Source organism: Pseudarcicella hirudinis, from assembly GCF_900115665.1.
GTDB lineage: Bacteria > Bacteroidota > Bacteroidia > Cytophagales > Spirosomataceae > Pseudarcicella > Pseudarcicella hirudinis.
Genome location: NZ_FOXH01000015.1, coordinates 20,426 through 33,448, shown reverse-complemented (window position 1 = coordinate 33,448; position 13,023 = coordinate 20,426). Strand labels below are relative to the sequence as shown.

The 13,023-nt window shown below is 38.7% G+C and carries 10 protein-coding genes; 3 read left to right on the top strand and 7 right to left on the bottom strand.

What is annotated here, in order from left to right; translation table 11 throughout:
* Window positions 1-14: 14 nt before the first annotated feature.
* The 5 genes from BM179_RS20375 to BM179_RS20355 form a co-directional block, all read right to left on the bottom strand.
* Window positions 15-1,367 carry a TolC family protein gene (locus BM179_RS20375; protein WP_229632996.1) on the bottom strand — a complete coding sequence of 451 codons (1,353 nt, stop codon included), beginning with the start codon at window positions 1,365-1,367 and terminating at the stop codon, window positions 15-17.
* On the bottom strand, window positions 1,357-1,974 hold the full coding sequence (locus BM179_RS20370) for a TetR/AcrR family transcriptional regulator (RefSeq protein WP_177219467.1): 618 nt from the start codon (window positions 1,972-1,974) through the stop codon (window positions 1,357-1,359). Before BM179_RS20370 ends, BM179_RS20375 begins: the two co-directional genes overlap by 11 nt.
* A gap of 402 nt (window positions 1,975-2,376) precedes the next feature.
* Window positions 2,377-2,895 carry a cupin domain-containing protein gene (locus tag BM179_RS20365; RefSeq protein ID WP_092019016.1) on the bottom strand — a complete coding sequence of 173 codons (519 nt, stop codon included), beginning with the start codon at window positions 2,893-2,895 and terminating at the stop codon, window positions 2,377-2,379.
* 175 nt (window positions 2,896-3,070) lie between these two features.
* Window positions 3,071-4,522, bottom strand: coding sequence for a Gfo/Idh/MocA family protein (locus tag BM179_RS20360; protein ID WP_092019015.1), 1,452 nt, complete (start codon window positions 4,520-4,522; stop codon window positions 3,071-3,073).
* Window positions 4,523-4,609: 87 nt separating this feature from the next.
* Window positions 4,610-6,058, bottom strand: a complete 1,449-nt coding sequence (locus tag BM179_RS20355; RefSeq protein ID WP_092019014.1) for a Gfo/Idh/MocA family protein — start codon at window positions 6,056-6,058, stop codon at window positions 4,610-4,612.
* Window positions 6,059-6,218: 160 nt separating this feature from the next.
* Between BM179_RS20355 and BM179_RS20350 the strand changes: the two genes are divergently transcribed.
* A complete protein-coding gene (locus tag BM179_RS20350; RefSeq protein ID WP_092019013.1) occupies window positions 6,219-7,340 on the top strand; it encodes a trans-sulfuration enzyme family protein in 1,122 nt (373 codons plus the stop codon).
* Window position 7,341: 1 nt separating this feature from the next.
* On the opposite strand, the gene BM179_RS20345 is transcribed toward BM179_RS20350, so the two are convergent.
* Complete coding sequence (locus tag BM179_RS20345; RefSeq protein ID WP_143095281.1) at window positions 7,342-7,917, bottom strand: hypothetical protein; 576 nt, start codon at window positions 7,915-7,917, stop codon at window positions 7,342-7,344.
* A 240-nt stretch (window positions 7,918-8,157) separates the two neighbouring features.
* Window positions 8,158-9,558: an MBL fold metallo-hydrolase RNA specificity domain-containing protein gene (locus BM179_RS20340; RefSeq protein ID WP_092019011.1), complete on the bottom strand. Its 1,401-nt coding sequence runs from the start codon at window positions 9,556-9,558 to the stop codon at window positions 8,158-8,160.
* 140 nt (window positions 9,559-9,698) lie between these two features.
* Here BM179_RS20340 and pbpC point away from each other — a divergent pair, with 140 nt between their 5' ends.
* Both pbpC and BM179_RS20330 read left to right on the top strand, forming a co-directional pair.
* On the top strand, window positions 9,699-12,008 hold the full coding sequence (gene pbpC / locus BM179_RS20335) for a penicillin-binding protein 1C (protein WP_092019010.1): 2,310 nt from the start codon (window positions 9,699-9,701) through the stop codon (window positions 12,006-12,008).
* Between the two features lie 108 nt (window positions 12,009-12,116).
* A complete protein-coding gene (locus tag BM179_RS20330) occupies window positions 12,117-12,998 on the top strand; it encodes a YybH family protein (RefSeq protein WP_092019009.1) in 882 nt (293 codons plus the stop codon).
* The last annotated feature ends 25 nt before the right edge of the window (window positions 12,999-13,023 follow it).

Sequence of the window (13,023 nt, the reverse complement as noted above, 5' to 3'; positions counted from 1 at the left end):
TCAATATCCTGTCATTAGTCGTTATATAATTTTCCAAGAGCTTTATCCAAATCAACTTTTGCAATCAACACATTATAAAGTGTTGAGAAATAATTGGTTTGCGATTCCTTGTAAGAAGATTCAGCATTTACAACCTCAAGGTTTGAGCCGACTCCCTGCTCATATTTGATTTTTGTAACTCTTACAACTTCCTTAGCCAAATCCATATTTGCTTTTTGCTCCTGAAGTGTCTCGAATGCGTTTTTCAGGGTAATCTGGCCTTGTTTAACCTGGAAATCAATGGTATTTTCAAGAAGATTCATATTCTGCTTGATCTTTTGAAGTGCGTTCTCAGACTGGATAATTTTAAATTTCTTTGAGAAACCGTCAAATATCGGAATCTGAATCGAGAAACCTACTGAGGCTGAGTTAAACCAGGGTTTGGTAAACAAATCTCCGAATTGCGGACGGCCTGTTCCGTAGTTATAAGCAGCATTTAAAGATACTTTAGGTAAATATCCTACTTTCTGGTTCTTTACATCAAGTTGCCCCAAACGATCCTGTGTCTGCAAAAGTGAATATTCAATACGATCTGTATACTTGTAATTCTGATCAATCTGCGGTAAAAAATCAGCGATTTTAATGCTTTCCATCTTATCTGTCAAAGCAATTGATTCTTCTGTTTTCATGCCCATCTGAAATTTCAGCAAATAATAGCTTAATTCCTGTAAACGATTTACATTTTTCAGTTCTATTTTAAGGTTATTTTCCTGAACTTCAATTCTTTGCACATCAAGTTTCTCAGCAAAACCTTGTTCATTCAAACGTTTGGTTTCTCTGTATAAAGAATCTATTCTGCCGATATTCAGGTTCAACAGCTTCACACGTTCTTCATTCACCAAAATGCTGTAATAAGCTTTTGTTACGTTTTCCGCAACCTGCTGCTTCGTCTGAGTAAGTGATTTTTGAGAAAGTTCACGGTAAACATCAGCTGCTTTAAGACCTAATGTGTAAGAGCCGTCAAAGAGAATTTGATTTAAACTCACTCCTGCGGTACCACTATTTCTTACACCGAACTCTGCTGCAACCACATCACTTTCAGAAGCTGAAGGGTCAAATGTTTTCGCCGGAATAAACACCCTTTGAATAATCAGGTTATTGGTATAACCAACATTTCCATTGATTTGAGGTAAACCAATTGCTTTAATTTCATTCACTCTGGCTGATGCACTGTGAATATCTGTCTGGGCATTCTTTACATTAATATGATTTTTTACTGCATAATCAACAGCTTCCTTCAAAGTAAAGGCCTGTTGTGCCCTGGCATAAGTTGAAAAAAAGAGTAAAACACCCGAAAGTAGCATCTTACCCGAATAATTATTTGTCATGTTTCTGCTGATTTTTGTATTGATTATAGATTTTGAGTCCTTCTTCAGTCATTACTCCCCTGGTAAAGTGATCCAAAAATTCCAGTTGTATGTCCAGAATATTGAATTTTTCAGGAGGAAATATTTCATCATTAAACGCCAGCTCTACCTGCTCAAGCCGAAGCAATGCCAGCACGTCGAGGTTTATTTCAGAGCGAATCAGCCCTTCGGCAATTCCTTCTCTTAATTCGTTTGTAATCTGCTCAAGAATGAAGTCTTTTTTGTGTTTTCTGAAAAGATCCCATGAACGCGGATAGTATCTCTTTATATCAAACACAGTACAGGGGTTCATATTTGCAATATGAAGTCTGAGCAAGTCTGACATTTTGATTAACTTTTCAATAACATTTTTAGTAACTTCAGACAAATGCATATACTGGCATTTATCATCCTCAAGCTCCATGAGCATTACCTGATAGACAATCTCATCTTTATCGTTGAAGTTCTGATAAATGGTCTTTTTGGAAATACCCAAATCGTGGGCAATGTCGTCCATCGTAACAGATTTGACACCGTAACGAAAAAAAAGCTCTTTGGACTTTTTTATAATTCTTTCTTTGATTTCCACTTTAATTTGATTCGTTGGGACAAGAAACTTTTTAGGTTTACAAAGTTTCCAATAACGAAACTATGGAAACTTTACTTTAGTTCAAAGTTTTTTGTGATTTTTTGCGGTATAATCTGATGAGTGGTAAAGCGGAAAATGGCTATCTTTCTTATGGCCAAAATAATATCAAAAAAGTCATAAAATATCCCTCAGGAAGAAAAGACGTAACTTTACTTTTTTGTCAAAAATAGCGTTTTTTAAAAAGATTTTTGGAGAAATTGTGATAAAAGGATAGCTGATAAGCTATTGATAATAATTTAGTTACAAAAACTTTTATTTTAATTAAAGAAAAAAGCCATTTGGAAGACTTCACAGAATTCCAAATGGCTTTTTCAGGATATATTTAACTGACAAAGTTGAATTTTAACGACCAAAATCATCCTGTAAACGAACGATATCATCTTCATCAGATGGCAATTCCGGGTCTGTATGCTGCCAGATTTCGGCTACAATTCCCCAGCTCTCCAATCCGATAAGACGGTGTCTTTCTCCTTTATCCATTTGAATGAAAGTTTCCGGAACGAGTTGTTTTACTTCTTCGCCTTCTTCATCAGTCGGACTGATTTTTACCCCTACGATACCGGAAAGTACTTTCCATATTTCGGCTCTTCTGAAGTGATATTGCCATGAAAGACGTTTCTGAGGCGCTACGATCAAAATTTTCGGACTAAGTTTATTTGTAATCTGGATTTCAGACATTTCCAGATGTGGAAAATACTTCGCAGCAAAAGCTGGAGCCTGTTCTTCATCAAGTACAAAAAAACCTCCCCATGGACGAGTCTGATCCTGCTTGATCACCTTGAAGTTTTCTTTGGCCAATTCTGAGGCTACTTGTTCAAAAACATTTGATTTCTCTGAGTTCGAAGAGATATTTAAATTCATTGTTTAGGGGAATTTGTTGGAAATACAAAAATAATGACTTTTCTGTGCAATAAGCCAAATGGTCTTTTACAAAACCCATTTATTTCGCTCAAATTTAACGGAATCATTCAATAATGAAAAAAAAGTCCGGGAAACATATTCCCGAACTTTTCAACATTTTATTGTCCATTTAAACTTACAATTTCCAACCAGTGCGATATTCGCGTTTTACATATTGATTGGCTTCTTCAAAGTTGGTAATTTTCATGTTTGCGCCATCCCATAACAACTTTTTACGGCCAGGGAAGGACAACTTACCATCTGAGCTGGTGGTACGCATCATGTAGCTTCTGATAGCCAGATTTCCCATCAAAACGGTCTCAGTAAATGGTCCGGCATATTCAAACGGAGAGCTTACTTCCATATTGCCAAAACCAGCCTTACATGCTTTTACCCACTGATAATTATGACCATTATCTCCATTTTCTACCCTTGCAATAGATGGTTTAGGCAATTCAGATTCAGGTACTCTTTTACCATTTTTGAAAACTTTAGGTGTTTTTCCATAAGTCCCGCAAACCATGATACCTTTCGTTCCGATCAGAATTGCACCATTTGTACCATCCGGATCACCTAAAATTTCATTGGCATCAACTCCTTCAGGGTGAGGCGGGCGAAGACCTCCGTCATACCAGGTAAGATTAACCGCAGATTTATTCTTACTGCTTGCATCAAATTTCAAATTAACAATCGAAGACGGCGGACAGCCTTCAGGAATATATTCCGGATTCCAGTCTTTTACAAATACCGATCCGACGCTGCATTCAACTTCAGTTGGAGAACCTAAACCTAAAACTCTGACAGGAGGGTCTAACAGGTGACAACCCATATCTCCAAGTGCACCGGTACCATAATCCCACCAGCCTCTCCATTTAAACGGCACAAAAGCTGAATTAAACTCTCTCCAAGGCGCAGGGCCTAACCATAAATCCCAATCTAATTCAGAAGGAACGTCCATTTTAGCAACAGGATAATTGATACCTTGTGGCCAAACAGGACGGTTTGTCCAGACATGAACCGTATGAACTTTACCAATAACACCACCGTTAAACCATTCCTGCATCTGACGAACACCGTCTCCAGAAGAACCCTGGTTTCCCATTTGTGTTACTACTTTATACTTTTTAGCAGCATCTGCTAAAACTCTTGCCTCAAAAATATCATGAGTTAAAGGCTTTTGCACATACACATGTTTTCCCATTGACATGGCAGCCATCGCAATTGTAGCGTGCGTATGGTCAGGAGTAGATACAATTACAGCATCAATACTTTTTTCCTTTTCCAGGGCAATTCTAAAATCACGGTAACGTGTTGCACCAGGGAATTTTGACACAATCTTTGCAGCCTGACGATCATCTACATCCACAATAGAACCGATGTTTTCTGCACCGTTATTCCATGAGTTCATAATGTCTGAATAGCCCTTTCCACCGCCTCCGATGCCCATGATATTCAATTTATCGCTTGGTGCAACAAATCCTTTACCCAGGACATGACGGGGAACGATGTAAAAGCCAGCCATAGCCATTGAGGCATTTTTGATAAAGCTCCTACGAGAGTTTTCTGTTTTTTGATTATCCGAATTCATTGTTAATTGGGTTTTGTAAGCTTGTAAAGTTTATATGGATTTTATGAAAGAGTCTCAACCCTCCTCTTTCTCCCGGGTATTCAAAAATTATAAAGTCCAGCCATTTCTATACTCTCTCTTTACAAACTGATTGGCTTCGTCAAAATTGGTGATTTTCATGTTTACACCGTCCCAAAGAAGTTTCTTGCGTCCCGGATAATCAAAGTCTTGCAGCCATTGCTTATCTTTTTTAGGCGTTCTGTAGAAATAACTTCTGATAGCAAGATTCCCCATTAAAACAGATTCAGACATTGGTCCAGCATAATCAAAAGAAGAACTTAACGGCTTATGCTTGCCATACCCCTCTTTACAGGCAGCAAGCCATTGCTGGTAATGTCCTTCATTATCAGCTCCGACTACTCTCGGAAGACTTACCGGAAGTTTTTCTCCGGCAGCTTTCAGTTTATTTTCAGGCCAAAGTGTAGGATTTGAACCATACACGCCGCACATCATAACACCTTTTGTACCAATTAAAAGAACTCCTCCGCTCCAGTCACCTAATTTTACGTCAGCAGGAATCTCTTCCGGACGTTCAGGTAAAAGTCCTCCGTCATACCAGGTCATCTTTACGTCCGACTTTCCTTTTCTCGGGAATTTCAGATGAATCATTGAAGATGCCGGGTAACTTTCAGGAAAATATCCCTGCTGGAATGAGCCAACCCAGTTTTCCGTCATACTGCATTCTACTTCAGAAGGGTAACCTAAACCTAATACTCTGTAAGGAGGATCCATCATATGACAAGCCATATCTCCAAGCGAACCAGTACCATAATTTACCCATCCACGCCAGTTGAAAGGATGATAAGCAGGATTGTAGTCTTCCCATTTCGCAGGGCCTAACCACAAATCCCAGTCAAGTTCCTTTGGAACATCAAACTTTCCGGTAGGTCTGGCAATTCCCTGTGGCCAGACAGGGCGATTTGTCCAGACATGAACTTTACTTACCTCTCCGATGAGTCCGGCATTATACCATTCCATCATTCTGCGAACGCCATCTCCGGAAGCACCCTGGTTTCCCATTTGTGAAACAACTTTGTACTGACGGGCAGCTTCAGTCATTTTACGTACCTCGTAAATATTATGTGCGAGAGGTTTCTGAACATAAACATGTTTTCCCTGCTGCATGGCAGCCATTGCCACTACATAGTGAGTATGATCTGGAGTTGAAACAGTTACAGCATCAATATTATTTTTCTCGGCTTCCATCATTACACGGAAGTCCTTATATCTTTTTGCATCAGGAAATTTCTTATACGCTTCCTGCGCCTGACGATCGTCTACGTCACAAAGTGAAACAATATTATTTTTGCCATTATCCCAGGCGCCATTAATATCACTCCAGCCTTTTCCTCCACATCCGATGGCAGCAATATTCAGTTTGTCAGAAGGAGCTGTAAATCCTTTTCCACCTAAAACATGACGGGGAACTATATAAAAACTCGTAGCAGCTAAAGAGGCTTTTTTCAGGAAATCTCTCCTGGAATTATTTTGATTCATCGTTTTAACAAAGTATTTATGTTGACTTTTTCTGTGTAAAATTATGACAGAATCTATAATATGCAAATCTAATTTTTGATACCTGTGCCCCTACCCTGTAATATGCTGTTTTACATCTCTTTTTATATATTGCAATTGTAAATCAACAAACCATAATCCAATGAGAATAGAGACTTTAGCAATTACCAGTACCCGGTTTGAGGATAAAAATGCAGGATCTGTGGCTTCCCCGATTTTCCTCTCGACTACATTCGAACGGGAAACTGATGGCAGCTATGCAAATGGCTATATTTATACCCGGGCAGATAATCCGAACAGACAAACACTGGAAAAAAGTATTGCCTCACTGGAAAATGGGGCTGTTGGTTTCGCTTTCGCCTCAGGCATGCAGGCAACCACGGCTTTATTTCAGTCTCTGGAGCCGGGCAATCATATTATAACACCCAACGATGCCTATTTTGCTACCAATGTCTTAATTCAGGAAGTATTCAGCAGATGGGGGCTGGAAATGACAATGGTCGATATGACAAATCCTGAAAATATAAGAGCAGCAATTCGTCCGAATACCCGATTAGTCTGGATTGAAACGCCTTCCAATCCTCAATTAAAAATCTCAGATATCACTGCCATTGCTGCAATAGCGCATGAAAACGATGCGCTGTGTGTAGTAGATAATACCTGGGCATCACCAGTTGGGCAGCAGCCTCTGAATCTGGATGCAGATATTGTTATGCATTCTACTACCAAATATTTTGGCGGCCATAGCGATGTCCTCGGAGGAGCTTTAGTATTGAAAAAGGATAATGAATTAGCCCAAAAACTCAGAGATATTCAGAAGCTCACCGGAGGAGTTCCTTCTCCTTTTGACTGCTGGCTAATTACCCGGGGAATAAAAACATTACCATTAAGGGTAAAGGCGCAAACGGAAAATGCATACAAACTATCTCTTTTTCTGGAAAATCACCCTGAAATTGAAGCCGTACACTATCCGGGTCTCCCTTCACACCCTCAATATGCAATCGCCAAAAAACAGATGCTTGGATTCGGAGCAATGCTCTCTGTTCAGGTGAAGGGAAATGAGCAAAAAGCCATGGAAATTACCGGAAAGCTAAAATTGTTTACCACTGCAACCAGCTTGGGAGGTGTAGAAAGTCTTGTTGAACATCGGAAATCGGTGGAAGGTATTCATAGTTCAACGCCTGAAAATTTACTCAGGGTTTCGGTTGGACTGGAAAATATCGACGACATGATTGAAGACTGGAACAATGCGCTGGCATTGTAAGTTAATCATACTTCAGTTTAATCGTAATTTTTTGAGGGGCCGCCTCATCCCCGCCAAAGTAAGGATAAAGCATGTATCTGCTGTTTACAGTACCTGTACAAAATCTGGGAAGAGAATCTGATTTGTTATTAATTGTACAGTAATACTCAGAATTAACCACTTTTATTTTACCCGTTACAACCCTCCCGATTTCAACAGTTGAAATCTCTTTTTCAATCATTTTTCCATCATTATGGGCAAAAGCAAATAACCTGAGGGAATCATCACTAAACCGCCATCCAATCCGGATACTATTTTCAAGGTGTCCGGTATTACAGTCTGAAAAGCCGATAAGTTTATTAATATCATGCTGATTTTCAGGAATAACATTTTTGTAAACAGCACTGCTGTCAAAAATGACCTGAAAATCTAAACTATCCTTATTAAGAATTGCAATTCCGGCATTATCGCTATAATGATCCCCTTCTTTTATGGTAAAAACTTTATACTCATTTTGAGGATTTTCCGGATCTACAATTGGCCGCTCTTCATTTTTACAGCCATAGCAAACCGCCATAAGAATGAAGAGTAAAGACACAAATATTTTATGATTTTTTATAAACACGGTGTGTTTGCTTTAGGATCTTACATTTATAAAATCATATTTCTCATTAACGAAATGCTTTATAAATATGTTAAAACCTTTTTCATTTCAATACGCTGACAACAGTATCCCTTTCTAAAATGCCGAGAAACTGCAATTTACTGATTTTGAAAATGCTCCGGTTCTGCATTATATGATTTTTTCATTAATTCCGGAGTTTTTCAGAAAAACTGATCAATTCAATATTACCTCTTCACGCATGGCGGGAATTGTTACATTATTCCAGCCTATATCAATAAGTTTCTGTCTGAAAATTTGCTGGGTTTCGTATTCTCCGTGTACAAGAAAAACTTCTTTAACCTGGCTTTGCTCCTGGCAGGATAGAAATTCAATAATTTCCTGATAATCAGCATGAGCTGAAAAAGAGTCCATTACTACAACTTCCGCCCTCACATCATATTGATCTCCAAAAATTGTCACTTTTTTATTACCCGCTTTCAATTGCCCACCCAGGCTATCGGCGGTAGTGTAACCTACCAGTAAAATACAGCAGCGGATATCTTCGATATTGTTGGCAATATGATGTTTGATTCTACCTGCTTCAGCCATTCCTGAAGATGAAATTATAATACAGGGTTCTTTAAGATCATTCAACTTTTTTGAATCGTCTGTGGAAGAAACGTAGTATAAATTAGGAAAGCCGAAGGCATCTCCGTCTCCATGTTTTAAATATTCTAAAATTTCCGGATTAAAGCATTCCGGATGTTTTTTCATAACATATGTGGCATTTACTGATAAGGGAGAATCCACAAAAACTTTGATCGGAGGTAACTGGCCTTCCTGCGCCAATTGATCCAAAGCATAAACCAGTTCCTGAGTCCGGTCCACCGAAAAGGCAGGAATCAGTAATTTTCCTTTCTGTTCGACGCAAACTCTTTGAACAATAGACTGCAAATGAGCTTTTACATCTGTCTCTTTTTCGTGTAATTTCGCCCCATAAGTTGATTCACAAATAATATAATCGGCCTGAGGAAATGCCTCAGGATTCTTTAAAATCTTATCATTTGGCCGGCCAATGTCACCGGAGAAAAACAACTTAATATCTTTCTCTCCTTCCTTAATAGTCAGAGAAACTGCTGCGGAACCTAAAATATGTCCTGTATCTGTAAAATAAGCACTCACCTCCTCACAAATCTGCACTTTTTCCCTAAAATTCACCGAAATCATCTGGCTGATTGTCTGTTCAACATCGTCTGCTGAATAAAGGTTTTCCAGTAGCTCTTCTCCTCTGTTGGCACGTCTTTTATTTATCCTGTTCAGGTCATTCTCCTGAATCCGGGCAGAATCACCCAATAGAATCACAGCCAAATCTTTTGTAGCATCAGTACAATAAATCGGACCGGAAAACCCTTTTGCAACTAAGCGGGGTAACAGGCCTGTATGGTCGATATGCGCATGAGAGAGAATCACATAGTCAATCTCTTCCGGATTAAAAGCAAAATTCTGATTCAGTTCATGTGTATTCAATCCTTGGAAAAGTCCGCAATCCAATAGAATCCGGGTTCCCTGCTCTGTAATAATCAAATGTTTGGAACCCGTTACCTGTCTGGCTGCTCCGTGAAATTGAATTTTCATAAATCAATATTTTAAGATCGTTTATCTATCAGGTTTTTTTGCAAATTGCAAAAAATATAACAAACAATTAGACCCGAAATATAGTGAAGAGTTCTGCCAATATTCAAACATTCCCTGCTTTTTCTGGCTTTATACGAAAGATGTTTGGAAACAGGTTCTTCCGGAATAAATTTATCCGGGGATTTTTTTTGATTATTATCCTGATTTTTAGCCTTGACCTGATTTTTCCTCTTCAGACTAATCCACAATATTCTACCTTAATTACTGATTCTGATGGAAGAGTTCTTCATGCTTTTCTAAATTCTCAGGATAAATGGCGAATGTTTACGGAATTGCAGGAAATTTCGCCCAAACTTGAAAAGGCTATTATTTTTAAAGAAGATAAATGGTTTCGCTGGCATTTTGGTATTAACCCGATTGCCATTTTCCGTGCAGGTTTCAGAAATGTCATAACAGGCCGCAGAACATCCGGAGCAAGTACCATCAGTATGCAGGTGGTTCGCCTGCTTTACCCGAAAGAAAGAACCTATCTCAATAAACTGACCGAGATTTTCAGGGCTTTGCAATTAGAACTGCATTATTCAAAAGATGAAATACTCCAGCTCTACGTCAATCTGGTACCCTTCGGTTCCAATATAGAAGGCATTAAATCTGCTTCTATTCTTTATTTTAAGAAATCCCCGGAAGTACTCAGCCTGGCAGAAATTACAACCCTGACCATTATTCCCAACCGCCCCTCAAGTCTGAGATTAGGAACGAAAAATGCCTTGATTCTTAAAGAAAGAAATAAGTGGCTAAAATCCTTTCAGCAAGCCGGTATTTTTGACAGCCAGACGATTGAAGACGCACTTTCCGAACCATTAAATGCGGTCAGGAATGAAGCGCCTAAATTAGCCCCTCATTTATCGGTCAGGTTACAAAAGGAATATAAAACCATTCCCAATATTCATACTTCCATTATTCGGAACAAACAACTTCAGATTGAACAGATTGTTAAAAATTATGTAAGCAGGTTATTTTCGATGAATATTCATAATGCTGCTGCTATTGTCATTAATAACCAAACCCATCAGGTAGAAGCCTATGTCGGCTCTTCGGATTTTTATAATCCGGCAGATGGCGGACAAGTGGACGGGATTCAGGCGATCCGTTCTCCCGGAAGTACGTTAAAACCTTTGTTATATGCCACAGCTTTTGACAAAGGTATCATTACTCCCAAAACTGCTATTAATGATGTTCCGACTAATTTCGGAGGATTTGAACCTGAAAACTTTGACAAACTTTTTCATGGAAAAGTCTCCATAGAATATGCACTTGCCAATTCACTGAATATTCCTGCGGTAAAAGTACTTAAAGAAGTCTCAACACCCGTTTTCATAGAAAAACTGAAGAAATCAGACTTTCAGGCAATCCGGAAAAATTCCTCTAAACTTGGTTTGTCCTTAATTCTTGGCGGATGTGGGGTAACGTTGGAAGAACTGAGTAATTTATATGCCTCTTTTGCGAATCAGGGTTATTATGCAAAAGCAAAATTCCTGAAAAACTTTTCAGATGAAGCCGTAAAAGGAGAAGCCATTGTTTCACCTGAATCTTCATTCCTTATCACACAGATTTTGAATCAGGTTACAAGGCCTGATTTACCCAATAATTACGACTATACTTACAGAATGCCTAAAATTGCCTGGAAAACCGGAACCTCTTTTGGCAAAAAAGATGCCTGGAGCATAGGATACAATGCTAAATACACGATAGGTGTCTGGGTTGGCAACTTTTCAGGGCAGGGTGTCCCGGAGCTTTCGGGAGCGAATATTGCAACCCCTTTACTGTTCGACATCTTCAATTTCACCGATTATAATTCTTCTGAAAAATGGTTTCGAACCCCAGAAAATGTTTCAATGAGAAAAGTTTGTGCAGAAAGCGGAGATCTTCCTGAAGATTTCTGTACACATCAGATTATTGATTATTATATTCCCGGTGTTTCAAAAATGACACGATGCAGTCATCTGAAAAACATCTGGGTAAATCCTTCTGAAACGATGAGCTTTTGTAATCGCTGCCTTCCCTCAGAAGGAGTTATTCAAAAATTATATCCGAATCTAAGTCCTGAATTGGTCAGATTTTATGAAACCAGGCATATCAACTACCAGAAAATTCCTCCGCATAATCCGGATTGTACCCGAATTTTCAATGACAATGCTCCGGTTATTTCCTTTCCCACAGATGGTTCAGAATATTTCATGAGTAAAGAAGACAATCCTGAATTATTGCTTGATTGCCAGGTCAATAATGGCGTTAAGGAAGTATATTGGTATATTAATGATAAATTATTTAAAAAAGTCCCGGCGAATCAGAATGTATTTTTTAAACCGGAGGCCGGAAAAATCAAAATCTCCTGCTCGGACGACAGAGGAAGAAATACCGATATCTGGATTACCGTTAAATGGCAATAGAACTCTAAGCAGGATTTCCAGACAAAATGAACTGCTTTAAAACTCGTTTTAATAAAAATGAAGGTTTTTAAGTATTTTTAAGTCTTCGATTACTCTAATTTAATTTTTATGACTCATTTGCCCATTTCAAACATAAAACTTCATTTCAGGTTTTTACTTGTATTATCTTTTTCCCTTTTCTCATTTGGCATATCCGCTCAATCGAATGCCAGGGAGGGTATCAGGCAAATGGTTGCAGCAGAACTTGAATTCGCACAATTCTCTGCAGAAAAAGGCACAAAAAATGCCTTTGTGAATTTTCTCAGTGATGATGCGGTTGATTATGAAAAAGGTCAGCCCAGAAATACCAAAACCTTTTGGCAGAACCGTGATTTTAAAGGTGTTTTAACATGGCAACCCTATTTCGCTGAAATTTCAGACAGCGGTGACCTCGGATACACTGTTGGCAACTGGCAATATCATCCATCTGCTTCAAGTGACAAACCTACTGCTTTCGGAACATTTTCCACCTTCTGGAAAAAACAAAGTAATGGTGCATGGAAGGTCGTTTTTGACCTTGGCTCAACTCATACAAAACCCCTTGACCCATATCCGGGCACTATTACAGAAGCATTTTCATCATTTTCATCACCATTGCCTAAAAATCAGGGAATTGCAGAAAGGTTTGTTTTCATGGCAGATCATTATTACAGCAAAAATGCCAAAACAGCTGTTAATCCATATGAACCACACTTATCAAAAAACGCCAGGTTATTGTACAATGGTCAGGTTTCTGTGTATGGAATCAAAGAAGCTACCGATTTTCTGAGCAAAAAAGCAGATAAAAGTCTGGTCTTTACAGGTATGAAAACAACGCTTGCAAGCTCGGGAGACCTTGCCTGTGTTCAGGGAATAGTACAAACCAAAGGGAAATACGGCAGTTATTTCAGAATCTGGAAACAGGAAAGTAAAGGTAGCTGGAAAATAGTACTTGAGGTAGTAAATATCTGAAACCAGGAACATTTTATTCCGGAAG